This window comes from Brachybacterium sacelli, assembly GCF_017876545.1.
Taxonomy (GTDB): Bacteria; Actinomycetota; Actinomycetes; order Actinomycetales; family Dermabacteraceae; genus Brachybacterium; species Brachybacterium sacelli.
In genome coordinates this window covers 636609-656947 of record NZ_JAGIOD010000002.1, presented here as the reverse complement: position 1 = coordinate 656947, position 20339 = coordinate 636609, and the positions used below count along the sequence as shown (strand labels likewise).

General features: G+C 70.2%; 9 protein-coding genes. All 9 read right to left on the bottom strand.

From position 1 onward, the window contains the following. Positions 1-51 precede the first annotated feature (51 nt). The 9 genes from JOF43_RS17145 to JOF43_RS17105 all read right to left on the bottom strand — a co-directional run bounded on the left by JOF43_RS17145 (position 52) and on the right by JOF43_RS17105 (position 20267). Entirely contained in the window at positions 52-1692 is a 1641-nt protein-coding gene (locus tag JOF43_RS17145) for a serine/threonine-protein kinase (RefSeq protein WP_209904247.1), read from the bottom strand. Then, a complete protein-coding gene (locus JOF43_RS17140; protein WP_209904245.1) occupies positions 1689-4955 on the bottom strand; it encodes an FHA domain-containing protein in 3267 nt (1088 codons plus the stop codon). The genes JOF43_RS17145 and JOF43_RS17140 overlap by 4 nt, the downstream gene beginning before the upstream one ends. Beyond that, positions 4952-5833, bottom strand: a complete 882-nt coding sequence (locus JOF43_RS17135) for a PP2C family protein-serine/threonine phosphatase (RefSeq protein ID WP_209904244.1) — start codon at positions 5831-5833, stop codon at positions 4952-4954. Before JOF43_RS17135 ends, JOF43_RS17140 begins: the two co-directional genes overlap by 4 nt. After that, complete coding sequence (locus JOF43_RS17130) at positions 5830-7896, bottom strand: RDD family protein (protein WP_209904242.1); 2067 nt, start codon at positions 7894-7896, stop codon at positions 5830-5832. The genes JOF43_RS17135 and JOF43_RS17130 overlap by 4 nt, the downstream gene beginning before the upstream one ends. Then, complete coding sequence (locus tag JOF43_RS17125; protein WP_209904240.1) at positions 7896-10409, bottom strand: transglutaminase domain-containing protein; 2514 nt, start codon at positions 10407-10409, stop codon at positions 7896-7898. The genes JOF43_RS17130 and JOF43_RS17125 overlap by 1 nt, the downstream gene beginning before the upstream one ends. After that, positions 10406-11812 (bottom strand): DUF58 domain-containing protein, encoded by a 1407-nt coding sequence (locus JOF43_RS17120; protein WP_209904238.1) that lies wholly within the window; start codon positions 11810-11812, stop codon positions 10406-10408. Before JOF43_RS17120 ends, JOF43_RS17125 begins: the two co-directional genes overlap by 4 nt. Then, a complete protein-coding gene (locus JOF43_RS17115; protein ID WP_209904237.1) occupies positions 11809-12783 on the bottom strand; it encodes an AAA family ATPase in 975 nt (324 codons plus the stop codon). The genes JOF43_RS17120 and JOF43_RS17115 overlap by 4 nt, the downstream gene beginning before the upstream one ends. A gap of 67 nt (positions 12784-12850) precedes the next feature. Beyond that, positions 12851-19045, bottom strand: coding sequence for an Ig-like domain-containing protein (locus tag JOF43_RS17110; protein ID WP_209904234.1), 6195 nt, complete (start codon positions 19043-19045; stop codon positions 12851-12853). A gap of 214 nt (positions 19046-19259) precedes the next feature. Continuing rightward, complete coding sequence (locus JOF43_RS17105; RefSeq protein ID WP_209904232.1) at positions 19260-20267, bottom strand: polyprenyl synthetase family protein; 1008 nt, start codon at positions 20265-20267, stop codon at positions 19260-19262. Between the last annotated feature and the right edge of the window lie 72 nt (positions 20268-20339).

Here is a 20339-nt window from a genome sequence, read left to right as displayed (position 1 = left end):
CTCACCAGGTCGCGGCGAGCTGCCCGACCCTCTCTCCGTGCACGCTACCGGTCAGCCGCTCTCCAGGCAGGCCTCCCCTGCAGCGCTCGCGCCGCCGTTGTCGTCGACGGTGACCACCTCGACGCAGGGTGTCGAGATGCCCGGGGGCACCTCGAGCACCTTCGAGTTCCGGCCGAACACGTCGTGCCACGCATCGAACTTCTCGTAGTTCTCCGGCATGTCCTTCCAGTGCACCCGGAAGTGGTCTCCGTCCTCGAAATCCGGCGGGTACGCCCATTCCACGCGCGCACGCGCCGTCACGCCCCCGCCCTTCGCGGGGGCGACGGTCTCGACCGCGATGTCGGTCGGCTTCCCCGGCGGCTCGACCGGGTCGTCCGGGGTGTTGATCGAGATCGACTCCCGCTCCTGGTCCTCGGGGGCCACGAAGTACCGCACCCCGAGGGTCGCGCCCACACCGATCACGACGATCACCACCCCGGCGAGGGCGACGAACGGCCAGGCCGGGGTCCGCGGCTTCTCCTCCACCTCCTGCCGGGCACCCGGCGGTGCCAACGGCGAGGGACCCGAGGACACCGGCGCTCCGGCGGGACGCAGCTGGGTCGACTCGCCGGGGGACGAGGACGCCGAGCTCGCCGGAGCGGATCCGGCGGACGAGGCGGGACCGAGCGCCGGGGCCACACCGTCGAACGGATCGAGCCGGCGACGCCCGCCGTGCGCGGTGGTTCCCGAATCCGGGTCGACCGTGGCGACCTTCCGGATCCGGGTGTGCATGTCCATCTCGTCGTCATCGGTGCTGTGCGCAGCCGGCGTGCCCCGGTCGTCGAGGACGTCCATCTGGGTCACCGGCAGAGACAGCGCCAGCTCCACCTGCTGCAGGCCACGGCCGAAGGCGAGCGCGGTGTCGTAGCGGCCCGAGGGGTCCTTCGCCATCGCGATCGACAGCACCCGGTTCAGCTCGGGGGGCACGTCGGGACGGTCCAGGGGCTCCAGCGGCTCCGCGGCGATGCGGTGGATGAGATCGGAGGCGGTGTTGCGCTGTCCGCGCCGCTCGAACGGGGTCTTCCCGGCGAGCAGCGAATAGACGGTCGCGGCCAGGGAGAACACGTCGCTGCGCACGTCGGCGCGCGGTGGGTCGGCGAAGAACTCCGGGGGCGACCAGGGGATGGACATGCCCTGGGAGTCCTCGACGTCATGCCCCTTGGCGGTGGCGATGGAGATGCCGAAATCGGTCAGCGCGGGTCTGCTGTAATCGGTGACCAGGATGTTCGCGGGCTTGATGTCACGGTGGAGGATGCCGGCGCGATGGGCGGTCTCCACCGACCCGGCGATCTGGACTCCGACCCGCAGGGCCTCGGCCACGGTGATCCGTTCCTTGCGGAAGCGCATCCCGTAGTTCGGGCGCGGGCAGTACTCCATGACGATGTACGGCCGGTGGTCGTCGGAGACCTCCGCCTGATGGATGGTGACGATCGACGGGTGGGTCGACATCTGCGCCATCACGTTCGCCTCGGCGTCGAACTGCCGGCGCACCGACTCGTCCAGCACGTTCGAGAGCAGGACCTTGATCGCGACCCGACGCTGCGGGCGCGCCTGCCGGTAGAGGAAGACGTCCGCGAAGCCGCCCGAGCCCAGCATCTGCTCGTACTCGTAACCGGGCAGGCGCGGTGGCGGAGAGGGAGGCCGGTTGCTCATGCACGCTCCCTCATCCGCAGACGGACGTCGTCCCCGAGATCGAGGAGGTCCCCGTCGTGCAGGACGACGCCCTCACGAGAGCGCAGGCGCAGCGGGTCGGCGCCCTCGCGGTACAGCGTGGTGCCGTTGGTGGTGCCCAGGTCGAGAGCGACGACGTGCCATCCCTCCAGTCGCAGTTCGAGATGGGAGCGGGAGATGTCCTGCTGCGGGCTCGGCACGGTGATCAGCTGCGGGACGTCGTTCACGCTGACGCGGGAGGCACGGGGCCGACGTCCGATGATCGCGGAGCGGTCCAGCACGACCCGTTCGCCGGTGGAGAGCTCGATGGCCCCCAGGGGCGGTCGGGCGACGGTGCGCGGCGTTCCCTGCAAGGGAGCACCGCAGGCTCGGCACGCCGAGCGTTCCGGGGAGTTCGCGTGGCCGTTCGGGCAGACCAGGCCGGAGAGGGTCACCGCGCCGCCGGTGGGCTGTCCGGTGCTGGAGGCCGACGGGGCGGAGGTGGCCGGCGAGGCGGAGGTGGCCGGAGGCCCGCTGCCGCGCGGGTCGCCACCGGCCGGCTGCCGCGAGTGGCTCGGGGGGCCGAAGGGTGCCACGGGGTGCGGGGCGGCGCCCTGGGGTGGCGGAGCCCCTGCGCCGGGGGACTGCGCGCCCGGGAACTGACCGCCGACCTGCTGGCCCGGTCGCGGGGAGGGGCTCCCTGGCGCCGCGGGCTGCTGCGCATGCGGGTATCCGAGGCGGTTCCCCGCCGATGCGGGATCGAGCTGCGCGTTGCCGTGCTGCGGCGTGGGCCCGGCCTGACCCGGGTCACCGACCTGCTGACCGGCGTACCCACTGGTCATCGGCTGACCGTGGGGCTGTCCCCCCGGCGACCGCCGACCCTGTTGCTGACCAGGGGGCTGCTGAGCCTGTTGCTGTCCGTAGGGCTGTTGACCCGGGTGCTGCTCGCTCGGCTGGTGCTGGCCATGGGGCTGCTGGCCATAGAACTGCTGATTCGGGGACAGCTGGCCGTCGGGCCTGCCCGGAGACACCTGTCCGTAGTCCGCGCTCCCGGCCGATGCGGGGGCGCCCGGCGACCCGGGCTGCGGCGCCGGTGGCCGGTCGGCCATGTGGACCTGCGGGTAGGCGGGTGCGGGACGTGGCGGCTCCGCGGCCCGGCGCGCCGCGGTCTGGGCGATCTCCGGGGCCTGGCGGCCGACGCCGGGAACCCAATCGATGAAGTCACCGCCGGCGGACGACGATGCCGGTTCGGGGGGCGCGGGTGCCTCGGAGTCCTCCGTGTCGGGCTCCTCCTGCATTGGTTCGGGGTCCGGCTGCGCCTCGGAGCCTTCGTCGGAGGTGCTCGCCTCGCCGCCCTCGTCCTCCTCCTCGGCGCGCCGCACGGCGGCGTCCTCGATCCGTCGGAAGACGGTCTTGCCGAACAGGTCGTCGTAGGCACCGGTGTTGTCGAGCTCGGTGGGTGAGGGGTCGGCAGCGGCGACGGGACGCGGGCCCGGGGTGCGCATCGGCTCCTCGGGCTCGTCCTGCTCGCTCTCGCCGTCATCGATAGGGGCGATCTGGGTGACGGGTGCTCCGTCGTCCGCCTCCGTATCGGGATCCGACTCCGTCTCGAGCGGGGCGACCTGCGTGTCCGAGGAGACGAACTCCTCCTCCTCGGGCGGTTCAGGGGTGGGGACCGAGGCCGACGGGACAGGGCTCGCCGCGGACGCGGGTGATCCTGCTGCGGGGAGTGCCGGCGTAGCCGGGACCGCAGGCTGCTCAGCAGCGGCGGGCCCCGATGCCTGCGAGGTCTCCGGGACGGGCGTCTCCGCGCCGGCTGCCGAGTCGGGCGCTCCCGCACCAGGGCCGCTGTCGCCGGCGTCGTCGGCCGGAGCGCTGGGCTCCTCGGCGGCCGGGCTGCTGGTGTCGTCCTGACCGGTGGAACCGGGCTCCGCGGGCGCGGTGGAGTCCGGCTGCTGCGGGGCTGCTGCGCCGGAGACGTCCGGGGCAGGCGTGCTCGTCGGCTCCGGGGCAGCCGTCGCCGTGGGTTCGGTCGCGGAGGTCGGTCCGTCGGACGTGGTCGATTCGGGGCGTGCCGCGGGCGCGGGCCCGTCGACAGTGGACGCCGCGGATTCAGCCGATGGCGCGCCCTCCGGTTTCTCCCCGCGTCGCTTGCGATCGAACAGCGAGGTGCTCACGAGGCGGCGTCGCGGCGTCTCCGTCTTCGGTGCGGACGGTGCCTCGGAGGGTCTCTCTGTGCGAACGGCCTCCGTGGCAGGCTGCGGTGCCGGCGCAGCGGGCACGGCGGAGGGCGCAGCCGTCGTCGTCGACGCGGCGGCCGGCGGTTCGGCAGTCGCCTGGTCCTGGCCGCCGTCCGCGGCCGCTTCTCCCGTCGACCCAGCTTGCTGGGGGGCGGTCCCCTCGCTCGCGGTCGGGGACGCGGCCCCACCCGTCGCGGGGCCGGAGGGGGCGGCCGGGGCCGCGGGCTTCGCCTCCGCGAACAGGCCGTCGAACATGTTGGGTCCGTCGGACGCCGGCTCCGGGGTCGCGGCACGGGAGGACCCGCCGCGGGAGACCGAAGGGGGCATCTCCCCCGACTTCCTGCCCGCCGTCGCCAGCTTGGACGCCGCGGAGCTCGAGGACGATGGGCTCGACGATGACGGCCCGGTCGACGGGCGGGGAGCGGGAGCCGGCTTCTCGGCGCGGCGCTTCTTGGCCTCCGGGTCCTCGATCGATCTCCCGTCCTTCGCGACCTGTTCGGCGAGCGCGGCGCGTGCCGTCTCGTCCAGGTCAGCGGGATCGACGGCCATCTGTACGAAACCCCGCACCCGGGCGATACCCGAGGAGACCCGTGGCGCGCCGACGGGCTCCTCGGCGGGGAGATCGCCGAACGCGATGCGGCGCAGGCCCTCGACGGGCCGAAGGACGAAAGGCTCCTCATCGGTTCCGGCGACGAGCTGGGCGCCCTCCGCGGTGTAGACGGCGAGGGGCGTCTTGCCCTTCACCCCGACGGTGGCGGTGGTGCCGTCGACGACGGCGAACAGGAACGCGGTCAGCTTGTCGGCGCTCTCGAGCCCGGCTTCCTCGACCATCGTGTCGAGGAGGTCCTCGGCGGCAGGGACCTTCCCGAGCACCGTCCAGGCGGCCTCGATCACTTCCTTGCGCGTCCCGGGGACCAGGACCGCCCAGCCCGCCTCGCGCACGACCAGCGTCGCCGGGCCCTGCTGGGTCCAGGTGCCGAATCCGAGCAGGGGCGCGGGGCCGACCGCCTCGGTCTCCTCACTCATCGACCGCCGCTCCCGCCCTCGGTGATCGCCCGAGGCAGGGTGTCCTCGTCGACCTCGAACTCCTCGTCCGCGGAGTCGGCGCTGCTGCCGGCGGTGTCCTCGGAGGCCAGGGACAGACCGATCACCTCGACCGCCTCGACGACGACCACGCTGACGTTGTCGCGACCGCCGCCGTCCAGGGCCAGACGCACCAGGTCCTCGCTGATGGTGCGCACGTCGGCGGGGCCGCGGAGCTTGCGTTCGATGGTGGCGTCGTCGACCTCTCCGGTGAGCCCGTCGGAGCAGATCAGCATCCTGTCGCCGACTTCGGCGGGGATCAGCCAGTAGTCGGGATCGGACTCCGGGCCGGCGCCGAGCGCCCGGGTCACCATGTGCCGATACGGGTGCACGCGCGCTTCCTCGACGGTGAGCTCGCCGCGATCCATGAGTTCCTGGACCACCGAATGATCGACGCTGACCTGCTCGAAGATCTCGTCCGAGAGGCGGTACACGCGTGAATCGCCGAGATTGAGCACGACCCAGTAGCCGATGCCGTCCAGGACCATCGTGGCGGCCACGGCGACGGTGGTGCCGGCACCGAGGGTGGATTCTCCCCCGAGTTCACCGATCCGGTCCGCGGCGCTGCTCAGCGCCTCACCGAGCTGCTCGACGGTGACGTTCTCCTGGATCGTGAGCTTCTCGAACTCCTCGACCGCGATGGCACTGGCCACCTCGCCGGCGTTGTGCCCTCCCATGCCGTCGGCGACCAGATAGATCGGTGCGGCCTCGAGGATGCTGTCCTCATTCGTCGCCCGCACGTGCCCGACGTGCGTCGCGGAGGCAGAGACGACGCGGATCGTTCCGTGGGCATCAGGATCCGACAGGGACCGGTCGATCACTGCTCCCTCTCCACGGACAGAGTCCGGTCACCCAACGTGACCTGCGCTCCGGTGGGCAGGACCGTCGGCGAGTTCGGGACCAGGTTCTCGCGCGACCCGTCGGCGCGCAGGATGGTCGAGCCGTTCGTCGAGCCGAGATCGGTGACGACGACGTCATCGCCGGTGCCGTCGATGCGCAGGTGAGTCTTGGAGACCGAGCGGGTCCCGTCCTGGAGCACGAACAGCACCTCCGGGCCGTCGGAGGCGGGGTTGCGACCGATCACCACGGCCTTGTCCACCATCCGATCGGCACCGTCGTCCGCGGTCAGACGCAGCTTCTTGACGGACGGCAGCGTCACCGCCGAGACGCGCGTCTGCTCGAGGTCCTCGATCGATTCCTCGGGCACCGTCAGACGCGTCTGCTCGTCCACGGAATCGTCGACCTCGCCCCAGGCATCGCCGGTGAGCTCGTTCGGAGCGCTGCTCGGGCCGACGGCGGGGGCAGGGGTACCCGCGACAGACTCCGCTCCGGGAACGGGAGCCTGGTACGACTGCTGGGCCGGATCGCCGTAGGACGGCGCAGGCTGCTGCGGAGCCTGGCCCTGGTAGGGCTGCTGGGAAGGTTCGCCGTAGGAGGGCGCGGGCGGCTGAGGGGAAGCCGATGACGGGCCCCAGTCGCCCTGCCCCGCGGACGGGGCGGGAGGCGGAGCCTGCTGGCCCTGATCCCATGACGTCGCCGGCGCCGGGGCCTGCTGACCCCACTGCTGCTCCGGCTGGGCCGACGGAGCACCCTCGCCCCACTGCTGTTCGGGCTGACCCTGCGCAGGTGCCTGCGCGTCCCACGAGGGCTGGGCGGCGGGATCGACCGGCGGAGGTGCCCAGGCGCTGCCGGCACCGTGGGGCGCCGGCGCGGAGGATTCCTGGCCCGGGGCCGGCGGGGCCGAGGACCACGGCGAGGCGCTGATCGGCGCGTCGGCGGCCGAGGAGCCGCTCGAGGCCGAGGGGGCGTACGGGCTCGCGCCGGCTGGTGCGTCAGAGCCCCAGGCACCGCTTTCGGCCGGCTGCCCGGTCGAAGAGCCTGCGGAACCGTCGCGCCACGCCGAGCCCGGCTCGGCCAGGAGGTTCTCGTGGGTGCTCACGGCCACCGAGGAGGAACCCAGGTAGTGCTCGTCGCTCGCACGCTCGAAGTCGTCGCGGCGCGGCAAGAACGGGTTTCGGCCGGCCTTGATGTCGACCACCACGGAGTCGATGGCCCGGTCGTGGAAGCCGCGCAGCAGCTTCTTCGGGTCGATGAAGATCGACAGCGCCATCAGCCACGAGATGATCCCGTAGAGCACCCAGCGACCCAGCGCGCGCAGGAATCCGATGCCCCCGCCCTCGCTGAACCGCGTGATCCGCAGCCCCATGATCAGCTTGCCGAGGGTGAATCCCTTGGAGCCGGACAACCAGATCATCAGGATCGAGTACGCGAGCGGCAGGGCCACTCCCACGCCGATCAGGATGTACGGCAGCACGGCACTGGGATCCTGCGTCACCAGCAGGATGATGCCGATCATCAGCGGGATCGTGACCAGGCTCGCGATCACCCCGTCGATCAGCGCCGCCACCAGGCGCTTGAGCGGCGAAGCCGGCGTGCAGCCGTCGAGCGGGGGCTCCATGTCCCGGCCCGGCCCGGTCACGGGTCCCGCGGCGCCGGGGGCCGGTGCCGGTGCGGGCGCCGAGACCGGGGACCCGGGACCGCTGGGCTGGCCAGAGGAGGCTCCGGGACCGTTCTGGTTCATCGGTGGCTGAGTGACCATCACCTGATCGTACTGTTCCCGGGACCGCAAAGTCGTCGCCCCGGGCTCCTTCGGTGTCAGCGATTCGCGGGAGATCAGTTCGATCCCCTCGTCCTCCTCCGGCGCCTCCTCTTGCTTCCCGAGGTCACGGGGGCGGGCCTTCGGCTGCGTGGACCAGGCCCCGGGCGCATCGGTGGCGCGGCGCTCGTAGGGCGAGGCCTGGTAGCGCGCACCGCACTCGCCGCAGATCGCGGCCCCTTCGGTCAGCAGAGTCCCGCAGGTGCTGCAGTATCGCGTCTGGCTCATCAGGACGGGCCCTTCCTCGACGACTTCTTCGCTCTGTTCTTCCGCATGCTGCGCAGCGACGACCGCCGACGGCGCATCGCCTCGGCACGGCGCTGGGCCTTCTCCCGGGCGCGAGTGGTCGCCCGCACCCGCTTCTGATCCGCCCGGCGGTCCTGGGACCGGCTGCGGAAGGAGCGCAGGGAGATCGCGGCCCGCAGATTCCGGTGCCACGGCACCGCGGCCGTCATGTCATCACGGGCCGTCATGACGTGGGACCAGTACTCCTCGACCGCCGGTTCGGACAGGTCGTCCGGGCCGAAGACGGCTCGATCGGCGCGACCGGCAAGGGTGAGAGCTCCCAGCTCGGGCAGGTCCGCGTGCAATCGGGCGGCGGTCTCGGCCCTGGTCATGATCGGGTCGGGCTTGCGCCCGAGGTCTGTCATCAGGTCCAGGATCTCCTGCCAGCCGCCGTCGACGCGGTCCGGCAGCCCGCCTCGGGTGCGGCGGCGGTCACGCCGGACCGATTTGGCCACGACGACCGCCACGGCGGCGAGGACCACCAGCACGATCGGGAGCATCCCGTAGGCGGCGTAGACGACCCAGGAGGTCGACTCGTCGTTCTCGTCCTCGTCGTCGTCGGAGTCATCGCTCATCGCGCCCGGCGGCGGGCTCGGCGGCTCGGCGGGCGGGGGCGGCGGCTGCGCTACCTGCGGTAGCGGCTCCTCGACCTCCTTGGGCTCGGGCTGCGTGGGCTCCTCGTCCTCCTCGGGCGCCGGGTCGAAGCGCACCCAGCCGTGTCCCTCGAAGGGCACCTCGACCCAGGCGGTGACATCCTCGCCGGTGACGGAGACGGTGCCGTCCTGGCCTTCAGGGACCTGGAACCCCATCGCCACCCGTGCGGGGATGCCGATCGACCGGGCCATCACGGCCGTCAGCGCGGCGAACTGCTCCTCGTCACCGATCTTGCCGAAGGGCTGGGCGTCGTCCCTCTCCTCGTCGAACCCGATGGGCTCGAGCATCGCCAGCAGACGGCTCGCCCCGTGGCCCGGCAGGGAGGCGGCGTCCTCCCCGAGCCCGTTCGAGTAATACGCCTCCGCCTTGATGCCCCGCACCAGGTTGCCGAACCGCTCGTAGTCGGAGTCCGAGGTTCCCGCCCATTCCTCCGCGGCCACGGCCATCTGATCCATCCGTGAGTTCGGTGGCAGCTCGATGTCGGCGAAGTGCGCCGTCTTCATCTCCTCGGTCGTCAGCGGCGTGTACGGCTCATAGCGCAGATCGTAGGTGTCGCCCTGCTGGACGCCGGAGGAGTTCACCGCGGTCTGGGACTTCTCGTTGAGGTAGAGGTTCTCCGCGGTCGCGCCCTCCCGATCTATCGGCATCCCGTCGATGTCGATCCGATCTGTGCGCTCACCGAGCGTGGGCATCCAGACGCCCGAGTAGGCACCGACCGTGATCGTCGAGGTGCGCTGGTCAGGCCCGGCCTCGTGGAAGTTCACCCCGGTGGCGGTGGGCAGGAAGGCACCGGAGGCGCTGTCCTCGTCACGGCTCCCGGCGACGTCGTAGACCTGCAGGTTGTACTGGTCCATCGTGGCCAGACGCACCTTCGACCCGCCCTCCACGCCGGTGATGGTGAACAGCTCCTCCTCACGCTGATGCTTGAGATAGCCGCGAAACTCCGTCAGCGGGGAGACGTAGTCGTGGGGGTCGAAAGGCGGGGTGACGTGATTGCGCTGGGCGTAGCGCACTGTGCCTTCGGGCGGGTCGAGCAGCGACTGGGCGCCGGCGGCGAGGCCGACGGCCAGCGCCATGATCACCGCTCCTCCGATCACGCGCCGCCGCAGCACCGGGTTCTTCCAGGAGCCCGGTCGCACGGTGTCGGAGATGATCGTGGACTGGGCGCTGTCCAGGCGCGCACCCTCGAAGCGCCAGGTCAGCCACCCCACGGAGACGACCGCGAACAGCACGCCGCGCAGCACCGGCCAGAACACGTCGGTAGTGCCGAATACGACCGAGAGCAGCACCAGCGCGATCGGGAACAGCCAGGCGAGTACGTAGAAACGGGTGCGCAGCACCACCGTCGTGCCCAGCAGGGTCAGCACCAGCACGCCGATCCAGACGACCCCCAGCACGCCCTGGGCGGAGCCGACCGGCGGGGCGACGGTCAGCGCGGCTTTCCAGCTGGTGACCGGTGCGAACAGCAGCTCCTTCAGAGAGCCGAGGCTCGGCACGACGCCCCAGATCGCCCGCGTCGGCGCTGCGAACATCGAGCCGAACAGGAAGTACACCAGGAGCACTGCCGGCGTCATCCGCAGCGGCCCCCAACGGAAGCGGGCCGCGACCAGGGCGATGAGGATCCCGAAGACCATCGCCATGATCCCGGTCAGGAGATATTGGATCCCGCCGTAGACGGTCTGGAAGCCGAGCAGGGCCAGGAGGAACAGGACGGCCAGGACGGCGATGTCGACCGCGCGGCGGCCGTTGGGCACGCTCGAGAAGTAGGTGGGGCGCTGGGCCCGGGTGCTCGGCGACGTCATCGTCCCACCGCCCTCAGTGCGCGGGCCAGGGTCTCGAGCGAGCCGAGAGTGACCACGTCGAGGCTGCCGATCGCCGAGCGCTTCACCTCTGCATCGTCCACGCAACGGATCGCCACGGCCATCACCCCGATCGGAAGCTGGTTGGCGGCGGAATTCAGTTCCCGCGCCGTGGTGTGGGAACCGACCACCATCATCACCGCGGAGGCGTTGGCGGCCAGGTCAGTGGCCTTCTGGCCCAGTTCATGCAAGGAGATCTTCTCCTTGAGAGGTTCCGCGACGGTGTAGTCGTCCATCAGCTGGCGGAACGTGCCGGTGCGTTGGCGCTCGTCGAAGGAGAACGGGGTCAGCTCCTTCTCCTCCCGCATGGTCTGGGCGGAGATCGAGGCAGCGGTGGACACGGCGAGCTCGAACTCCTCGTCGCTGGCGTAGTGCTCAGCCAGGTTGTCCAGCGCCACCACCACGTGGGAGCGGCGGGTCTCCTCGAACTGGCGGACCATCAGCTTGCCGGTGCGGGCGGTGGTGCGCCAGTGGACATGGCGCCGGTCGTCGCCGGGCGCATAGTCGCGCAGGGCGTGGAAGGCGATGTCGGAGCTGGAGAGGTCCGAGGAGGGGGTCCCCTCGAGGTCGCGGAGGAAGCCGCTGGCCGCCTCGTCGAGGCGCACGGTGCGCGGGTGCACGTAGAGCTCCTGCGCCTTCGCCCACGTCACCTGGCGGCGCATGAGCGAGAGAGGATCGTCGCGGACCGAGCGCACCGGGCCGACGACCAGGACCGCGCGGCGCTTGGTGGGGACCGCGAACAGCTCCTCGTGCTCGGCGTCGGCGTCCAGGCGGGGCACCATGAACTGGGCAGTGGCGGAGCCGACGGCGAGTTCGATACGAGAGGGCAGGATCGGCCGCTGGGTGGGATTGGCGATCTCGACCCGCCCCACGGCACGCGTGCCGACCACGACGCGATGCGTCTGCAGGTCGAGGGTGACCTTGTAGTTGGACCTGCCAAGCACGAACAGGCCGGCGACCACGAGGGGCACGGTGAGCACCAGGGCGACGACGTTCAGCTCCGTCAGGTGCAGTAGGAGCCCGAGGACCCAGCAGGTCACAGCGACGGCGAGGACCGACCAGCCGATCGGCGAGACCACGTCCAGGACCGGGTGGACGTACCGCATCCACAGCCCGACCAGGCGATCTCTCCAGCCGGCCAGACCGGTCCTGCGCGACGGGGCGGCCCCACCCGACCCGTCGGCCGAGGACTCGCCGTCCGCGGGCGAGCCATCCGCGCCGTCCTGGCTCCGGCCGCGCCGACCTCGCGCCTCCGCCCGTTTCTCGGCCTTGGCGGCGGCGCGCCGCTTCTTCGCCTCGGCCTTGGCGTCGGCGGTGTCGGTGGGGAGGGACGTCTCGGGATTCATGCGGACTGCTGACGCGCCTGGGGAGGCGCCACCTCACTGAGGATCTTGGCCATGACGCTCTGGGCGGTGGTGCCCGCGAACTCGGCCTCGGGGTCGAGCACGAAGCGGTGCAGCCACACGGGCTCGACGAGATGCTTGACGTCGTCGGGGACGACATAGTGGCGACCGTTGACCGCTGCCCACACCTTGACCGCGCGCATGAGCGCGAGCGCGCCGCGGATGGACACGCCGACGCGCACCTCGGGGGCCAGGCGGGTCTCCTCCATGAGGCGGGAGACGTACTCGAGGACGGCCGGGTCCACGTGCACGGTCGAGGCCAGCTCGGTCATGTCGTTGACGGCCTGCAGGGAGATGCGCGGGCTGAGCTGGCTGGAACGGTCGCGCAGCGCGGACCCCTGGAGGATCTGCACGCTCGAGGCGTGATCCGGGTAGCCCAGCGAGGTCTTCATGAGGAAGCGGTCCAGCTGCGCTTCCGGGAGCCGGTAGGTGCCGGCCTGCTCGATGGGGTTCTGGGTGGCGACCACCAGGAAGGGGTTGCCGACCTCGTGGGTCACGCCGTCGACAGTGACCCGCCCCTCCTCCATGACCTCGAGCATGGCGGACTGGGTCTTCGGCGAGGCGCGGTTGATCTCGTCGGCCAGCACGATGTTCGCGAACACGGGGCCCTTGTGGAACTCGAAGGCCTTGGTGTTCTGGTCGTAGATCGTCACGCCCGTGACGTCCGAGGGCAGCAGGTCGGGGGTGAACTGGATGCGGGTGCTGGTGCCCTGCACGGTCGCGGCGATGGAGCGGGCCAGCGACGTCTTCCCGGTGCCGGGCGCGTCCTCGAGCAGGACGTGGCCGGGAGCCATCATGGCGGTCAGCACCAGGCGGACCACCTCGTTCTTGCCCAGGACGGCCTGTCCCACGCTCTGGACGAGTTTGTCGAAGGTGTCGGCGAACCAGCGGGCCTGTTCAGGGGTCATGCTCACGGTGCTGCTCTGCTTTCAGTCGGAGGAGGAGGAAATGTGGTCGTTCGGCGGCTGAAGGAGGTCGCGATCAAGGTGCGTAATAGTGTCCGATGTCCTTGCCGTCGACCTTGACCACCATGGGGTTGCCGGTCTCTTCCCAATACCCGTAGAAGTGCTTCGACGGGGAGCTCGCCCGGCCGTCGGCCTCGGCGACGATGTCGTAGTTCGCCCAGTCGGCATCCCCATCGTTGCCGTAGACGACGTGGTACGACTTGCCGGGTTCGAGATTCTCGAACGAGATATCGAAGAAGGTGCACCGGTTCGATGTGCACCCCGATTCATTGTTCGCGCCTCCCTTGGTACCCCACTTCGGGCCCCCGCCGGCGACCTTCGGCTTCGGCGGCGTGTAGGTCTGGGCCTTCTTGCTCTTCGACACCGAACCGCTGTACAGGCCCTTGCCGTTCTTCACCCGGGCCTCGATCTTGTGCGACGATCCGGACTTCGCGTCGATCGTCGTCGAGTAGGACGTGCCTCCGGCATTCTTCCAGGATCCGCCGTCGACTCTGACCTGCAGGGTCTTGCCCCCGCCGCCGCCGTCCGACCCGGAGGCGTCGGCCTTGAGCGTCACCGGGCACGCCGATGCTCCCTTGCAGTTGCCCGAGGAGGTGTTCACCGTCGGCTTGGCCGGTTTCGTGTACGGGGTCACCGAGTTCGAGGGGTTCGACAGGCCGCTCTCACCGCCCTTGAAGCGGTTCCTCGCCTGCACCTTGAAGGTGTAGGACTTCCCGTTCTTCAGTCCGGTCGCGGTGTAGGAGGTCTTCGACGCGTCGACGACCGCGCGCCCTCCGCCGCTCCAGGTGATGACGTAGTCCTTGATCGAGGTGCCGTTGCCGTCGGCCTTGGCCCACGAGACCTTGGCGCGACCGTTCGGGTCCTTGCCGGGCAGCGACGCCTCCACGCCCGTCGGAGCGGAGGGCACGGCCCATGGCACCACCTCGTTCGAGGCCCCGGAGGAACCGCCCTTGCCGACGGAGTTCACGCCCAGGTAGGAGAAGGTGTGCTTCGAGTTCTTATCGAGGCCGCGGAAGGTCGCCGAGGTCTTGCCGGCGGAGACCGTTTGCGTGTGTCCGGACGAGGACTTGACGATGTACTGCGTGATCGGCTCTCCGTTGGCCTCCGCCGAGGTCATCTCGGGCCAGGAGACGGTGACGCCGCCGCCCACCGGATCGTTGATCCGTTCGGCCGTCGCCGTACCGGCGGGAGCTGCCGGCTTGCCGGCAGGATGCTCCGCCCGAGACCATGCGGACCACTCCGAAGGCTTCTCGGCGAGATTGTGCGCCCGCACCCGGAAGCGATAATCGGTGCCGTTGGTGAGCTCCGTCCAGACCGTGCTCGTGGAGGCCGCCTCGAGTTCCTGCGTCTGGATCTCCCCGGTCGAGGTGTCCTGCATCTGCAGGTCGTAGCGCTGGATCGCAGAGCCCCGGTTGACCGGAGCGTTCCAGGACACGTTCAGCTGGGAGTCCCCGCGCTCAGCCGACGGCGGATCCGGCTTCTCCGGTCGCACGTCCGGGCGGGCCTCGGCCGAGGGCGCCGAATTGTCGGAGGGTCCGACCGCGTTGATCGCCTTGACCTGGAAGGTGTACTCGGTGTCGTTCGTCAGGCCCTCGATGGTGCACGAGGTCGATTGGCAGGTCTGGGAAACGCTGGGACCGCTGGCCGAGGTCACCTCGTACTCGGAGATCGGGGCGCCGTTGTCGGCGCCCGCCGTGAAGTTGAGCTCGACGACACCGTCCCCGACGTCACCGACGCGGGGCGCAGACGGCTTCTCGGGTGTTCCGCGGACGGTCACGTGGATCTCGCCCGTCGCCATCCTGTCCGGGTCACGGGTGTCGTCCAGGACGGAGTACTGGACGGAGAGGATCCCGTGGAAGTCCTCGTCCGGCGTCACCCTGACCTGGTCCCCTTCGACGTCGACCTCGCCGTCGCCGTTGATGACGCTGGCGTCCTCGACGGTCCGCTTCCCACCTGGGAAGGGATTCGAGTCGTTGGCGAGCACGTCGACCTGCTGCGTGTCCCCGGCGTCGATCGTCGCCGTGTCGAGCACGGCGGCCAGCAAGGGTTTGGACGAGGCGACGACGGTCACCTCCACGGTCGAGGTGACCGGTGGATTGGTCCCGTCGCTGACCGAGACCGGGACGTCCATGACGGTCCCCTTGGGTGCTTGCGGAGTCGCTTCGGCGATCACCTGGGAGCCCTCGAGACGCACGTCGACCCCTTCGACCTCGGGGACGTCCCCGAGTTCGAAGCTCAGTTCGTCGTCCTCGGGGTCCTCGGCCGTGGCGGCCAGGTCCACGCTCGCCTGGGCTTCGCCCTGCTCGGCCTCGAGCACGGCGCCCTGCAGCGTCGGCGGCTGATTGTTCTCGTCCGGTGTGACGACCACCGGGATGGCCAGGGTCGAGGTCGCTGCGGCGGGGTCACCGACCTCGCCGTCTGTGACCTCGACAGAGATGCTGTCGCGACCCGTGAAGTCGTCAGCGGCATGGTACCGCAGCGTCGTCTCGTCCACGACCAGCTCGGAGCCGTCGGTGTGCGCAGCCGTCACCAGCGATGGATCGGTGATCTGGGCGCCCTCGGCCCCGGGGCGCAGCCGCACGTTGTCCGAGTCGGACAGGTCGATCTCCGCTTCGGAGCCGGCCTTGACCTCGATGGGATCGCCCACCCACTTCGGGGCCTGCTCGGCGGTGCCCGGCACCCAGATGTACCCGGCGGACTTCTGACCGTCCACGTCCTCGACGACGTATCGCAGGCGCTGCTGCTCTTCCTGCGGTGTCACGCGCACGGTGTCGTCACCGCGCAGGGTGGCCCCTTCGGGGTCGCCCTCCAGCGTGACCTCGAGGTCGGAGGTGCTGCCGTCGGGATCGGAGTCGTTGGCGAGCACGTCGACGTCGATGTACTCGCGCTGGGGATCCATCACCTGCTGCGCGGGGACGAAGTCGTCACGGGCGATCGGGCTGCGCAGCGGCGCCTCGGGATCGACCTTGATGGTCACCGAGGCAGAGCTCTTCAACTGGCCGTCGCTCGCGCTGTAGAGCAGGGAGTGGGTCCCTGGCTCCGCGGGCGTGGTCGCGGTGACCACGCCCTCGATCTGCTCGTCCTCGGGATCGGGGATCTCGATGTCCGTCATCGCCTCGACGTCGCCGCGCACCACGCTCAGGGGTGACCCCTCGGGATCGGTGTCGTTCTCCAGCACCGGGATCTGGATCTCGCGGTCGGGCCGCACCTCCACGGTGTCGTCGACCGCATAGGGCGGCTGGTTCATCTCATTGGGCTGCGCCACCCCGACCAGCACCTCGGCGGTTCCCACCTCCCCGAACCGGTCCATGACCTGGTAGCGGAACCTGTCCGTGCCGGAAGAATCCTCGTACGGCTTGTACTCGATCCACTCCCCGTTGGCGCTGACGACCTCACCCAGCTGCGGCGTGGGACTGGTGATGCCGGTGAGCATCGCCGAGTCCCCGTCAGGGTCGATGCCGGAGGTCGGCACAGGGATCCGCACGGTGGAGCCCGCGACCGTGCGGGCCTCGAGATTCTCGGGTTTGGGCGGCGAGTTCGCCGCGTCCTGCGGGACGATCTCGATGGTCGCCCTCGCGGCTCCGTCGCGCCCTGTCTCGTCGACGACCTGGTACGTCACGGTCACCTCGCCGCTGGCGTCGTCGTCGGCCCGGAAGCGCACCTGGTCCTGGTGCGACTCGACGTGACCCGCGGTGTCGGCCTCGCTCTGGTCGAGTATCTTCCCGAGGTGCATCTCGGAGTCCGTCGGCGAGACATCGTTCTCGGTGACGTCGATGCTGACCATGTCCCCGGCGCGCACCACGGCGCGATCGGGCACGGCGATCGGGTTGGCGAACTGGGTGTCCGTGTTCGCCAGCATCACCCGGATCGTGCCCTTGGTGCTCCCGGAGGAGTTCGCGACCTCGTAGGTCAACGGGACCGGCTCCTCGGACACCGTGGCCCCGGGCTCGGCCTCCACCCGCACCAGGTGGTGGGCGACGACCGTCGCCTTCAAGCCGCTGTCCTCCGGCACTTGGACAGAGTTCGCCACCAGGACACCACCGGTGGGGTCGACGTCGTTCTCCAACGGGTCGATCAGGGTGTCGGTCCCGGTGGTGACCGTGCCCAGATCGTCGACCGCGACCGGGGCGAGGTCGTCCGAGGCGGGCTCGACGATGTCGACGCGGATGATCCCGAGCGAGGCGGAGCTGGCCCCGCTGGCGGCGACCGTGTACTCCAGGTAGTAGGTGCCGGGGCTCTGGCCGGACACCCTGATGGTGCCGGCATCCAGGACCGCGTCGACCTCGAGGCCTTCGGGCTCGGAGACGTTGGTCAGTTCGAGCTCGCCCCCGTTGGGGTTCAGATCGTTGGCCAGCGGTTTGACCGTCGTCGTCCGTCCGGTGACGATGCTGGCGTGATCCGCCGTGGTGATCGGGGCGAGGTCGCTGTCGGTCACCGCCTCGACCTCGACGGTGCCCTCACCGGTGTCGCCGTTCTCGTCGCGGAACTCCACCTGGATCTGCTTGGTGCCGGTCTCGATGCCGGCATCGTTGAACGTGATCAGGCCGTCGGGCTGGAAGGAGACGACGTCCTCCGGCTCCGCCTTCGCGTTGGTGAGGTAGAACGCGTCGCCGTCAGGATCCTCCCAGTACGGCTTGATGTTGAAGCTGATGTCCTCGCCGGACCGGACCTGCACCTTGGTGGTCGCGTCCTCCACGGCCTGCGGCGGTTTGTTCGCGCCTTCGTCGCGCACGTCGAGGGAGACGGTGGCCGTGTCCGTGCCGCCGCGCCCGTCGTCGGCCTTGTAGGTGAAGCTCGCACTGCCGGAGGCGTCCTCGTCCACCTCCACCTGCATCTGTGTGCCACCTTGGATCGGTGTCACCGTGCCGATGCCAGGCTGACTCCCCTCCCGGGCGACGGACAGAACGTCCCCGTCGGGATCGGTGTCGTTGCGGGTCACCGGGAGCACCACGCTCGCGCCGGGTCTGACGCCGAACTCGTCGTCGTTGGCGGTCGGTTCCCGATTCTCCTCCTCGCGCTTGGCGGCGGTGTTGGAGATCGTGGTGGTGAGGGTCTCCTTCTCCTTCTCCTTGGTCTTGTCCGTCTGGATGTCCTGGGTGATGTTCCAGTCGTTGACGACTTCCATGTTCTCGGCGATCTTCCAGGACAGACCGAACTCCTGGTCGTTGAGCACGACCAGATCATGGTTGACGCGGAAGGTGAGGTCGGCGTCGCTGTCCGCCTCCGGGATCGACTCCTGGACAGGTTCGCTGTCCTCGCAGGCGCGCACGTATTTCACGGACTGGTTCCATGCCCCGTAGGCGCAGCCCTTGGCCTGGGCGGGCGCGACCGGCTTCCCCGTGCCGCCGGCCGCGATCTTCTGCGGTGCGCCGCCGGAGAAGGGCACGACGAAGAGCGTGTCCTCGGTGGCGACGACGAAGTCCTCCGAGGAGGGGCTGGGCTTCTGCAGCTGGGCCTCATCGAGGTCGGTGGCGCCGTGCTCGTCGAGGCTGTACTCCTTGACGTCGGTGCCGACCCGCAGCAGACGGTTCTCCTTGTCGAGGATCACCGGCTTCTCCCCCACCGTCGTCAGCTGCAGCTGCTCGGGCTTGGTGCTGACATTGCCGACCTCGATCGGCTTGTCCGGCTCGGTCTCGAGGGTGTCCTCCGTGCGGGGGAAGCGCAGCAGCTCCTCACCGTCCAGGACGAAGACCGTGCCCTCGGTGGACACGGCGATCTTCGGGGCCTTGCCGCCCGCTTCGTAAGTGGGCTCGGTGTCACTGGCGCTGAAGGCGGCGGCTTCGTCCGGCGTGAGGATCCAGACCTTGCCATCGGGGCTCGCAATGGCCACGCGGTCGCCGCCGAGCTTCACCTCCGTGTTCTCGGGGAGCTCGACCAGGCCTCCCCGCTGGACGGACGCCGTGTTGATCGGGGTCATCCCCCGCGGCCCCGTCTCGATCACGTGGTAGCCGGACTGCACGATGTCCAGGTCGTCGCCGGTCATCGACAGCCGCGCATCGAGCTCACCTGCGTCGACGTTCAGGCGGCCCATGAGGCGGTCGTCAGCGCTGGAGACCCACACGCCCCCGTCGGAGACCTCGACGTCCGAGGACGACAGGCCCGGGTAGTGGATCGCGAAGCCGGTCACGACCAGGGCCACCACAGCAAGAACGGCGCTCGAGACGACGGTTGGCCGTCGTCGGCGCCGCTTCACACCGCTGGTGACAGACATGCTGGTGACCCCTCGCAAAGAACTCTCTTCTCAGTGCGCACGCGCCCCATGACCCCGCTGAATCCCCGTCGGGGTGCGCCCCCGGGGTCGGCCCTGCCGTGCGCACGACCGTCCCAGGGTACTCGCAGACACCCGTCTATGCCACGGGACTCCGCCCTCCGTCCGGGCTCCGACCCCGTCAACTCGGATAAACCGTGCTGACCTCGGGGAACGCCTACCGCCGGCGTTCGACGAGAGTGCGGGTGAACTCGATCAGGGCATCACGGACCGCTCCGGCCGGGAGTTCCTCGAGGATCTGCACTGATTCGTCCGCGGTCCTCTGGGCGAGTGCCCGGGTGTCCTCGAGCGCTGGATCCTCCTGCAACAGCGCCACCAGCTCCGCCAGGGCGGCGTCACTGCTGAGATCCCCGTCCAGCCGGGCGACGATCTCGAGACTGCGGGCGTCACCCTCCTGGGCCGCCCGACGGCGCACGAGGAGGGTGGGCATCGTCGGCACACCTTCGCGCAGGTCGATACCGGGAGTCTTCCCGCTGGTTTCCTCATCACTGCCGAGGTCGAGCACGTCGTCGGCGAGCTGGAAGGCCACGCCCACCTTCTCGCCGTACCGGCGCATGATGTCCCCCGTTCCGGCGGGCGCCTTGGCCAGGACCGCTCCGAGCTCTCCGGCGAGAGCGAGCAAGGACGCGGTCTTGTCCGAGAGCACGGAGATGTAGTGCTCGAACGGGTCGTCCTGCGGGGCAGGGCCGACGGTCTCGTGCAACTGCCCGAGGCAGAGGCGCTCGAAGGTCTCCGAGTGCAGCCTGACCGCCTCCGGACCGATGCGCGCGCTCAGCGCGCTGGCCCGGGCGAAGAGGAAGTCCCCGGTGAGGATCGCGACGTTGTTGCCCCAGAGCGCGTGGGCGCTGTCGGTTCCCCGTCGGGTCGGGGCGGAGTCCATGACGTCATCGTGATAGAGACTCGCCAGGTGGGTCAGTTCCACGAGGACCGAGGCATCGAGGACCGTGTCCTCCTCGAGGTCACCGAAGGCAGCTGCGAGCAGGACGAGCATCGGTCGGACGCGCTTGCCGCCGGCGTCCATGAGGTGACGAGCGGTCCAACGGGCCATGTCGTCGGAGGTCGCGACGGAGTCGCGCAGGCGCTCCTCGATGAACTCGAGGCGGGCCGCGATGCGCGTCGCCAGATCCTCGTCGATGACGGGGACGGCCGGCAGCGAGGACGTCATGGCTCTCCTGGGACTCGACGGGAGCGCTCTTGGAGCCGCTCCCGGCGCTGACATTGGCGTGGACGGCGGCGA

What these genes read in the sequence shown, in the direction of transcription:
- JOF43_RS17145 (WP_209904247.1), bottom strand. Translation starts at nt 1,692, where the DNA reads ATGAGCAACCGGCCTCCCTCTCCGCCACCGCGCCTGCCCGGTTACGAG.
- JOF43_RS17140 (WP_209904245.1), bottom strand. Translation starts at nt 4,955, where the DNA reads ATGAGTGAGGAGACCGAGGCGGTCGGCCCCGCGCCCCTGCTCGGATTC.
- JOF43_RS17130 (WP_209904242.1), bottom strand. Translation starts at nt 7,896, where the DNA reads ATGAGCCAGACGCGATACTGCAGCACCTGCGGGACTCTGCTGACCGAA.
- JOF43_RS17125 (WP_209904240.1), bottom strand. Translation starts at nt 10,409, where the DNA reads ATGACGTCGCCGAGCACCCGGGCCCAGCGCCCCACCTACTTCTCGAGC.
- JOF43_RS17120 (WP_209904238.1), bottom strand. Translation starts at nt 11,812, where the DNA reads ATGAATCCCGAGACGTCCCTCCCCACCGACACCGCCGACGCCAAGGCC.
- JOF43_RS17110 (WP_209904234.1), bottom strand. Translation starts at nt 19,045, where the DNA reads ATGTCTGTCACCAGCGGTGTGAAGCGGCGCCGACGACGGCCAACCGTC.
- JOF43_RS17105 (WP_209904232.1), bottom strand. Translation starts at nt 20,267, where the DNA reads ATGACGTCCTCGCTGCCGGCCGTCCCCGTCATCGACGAGGATCTGGCG.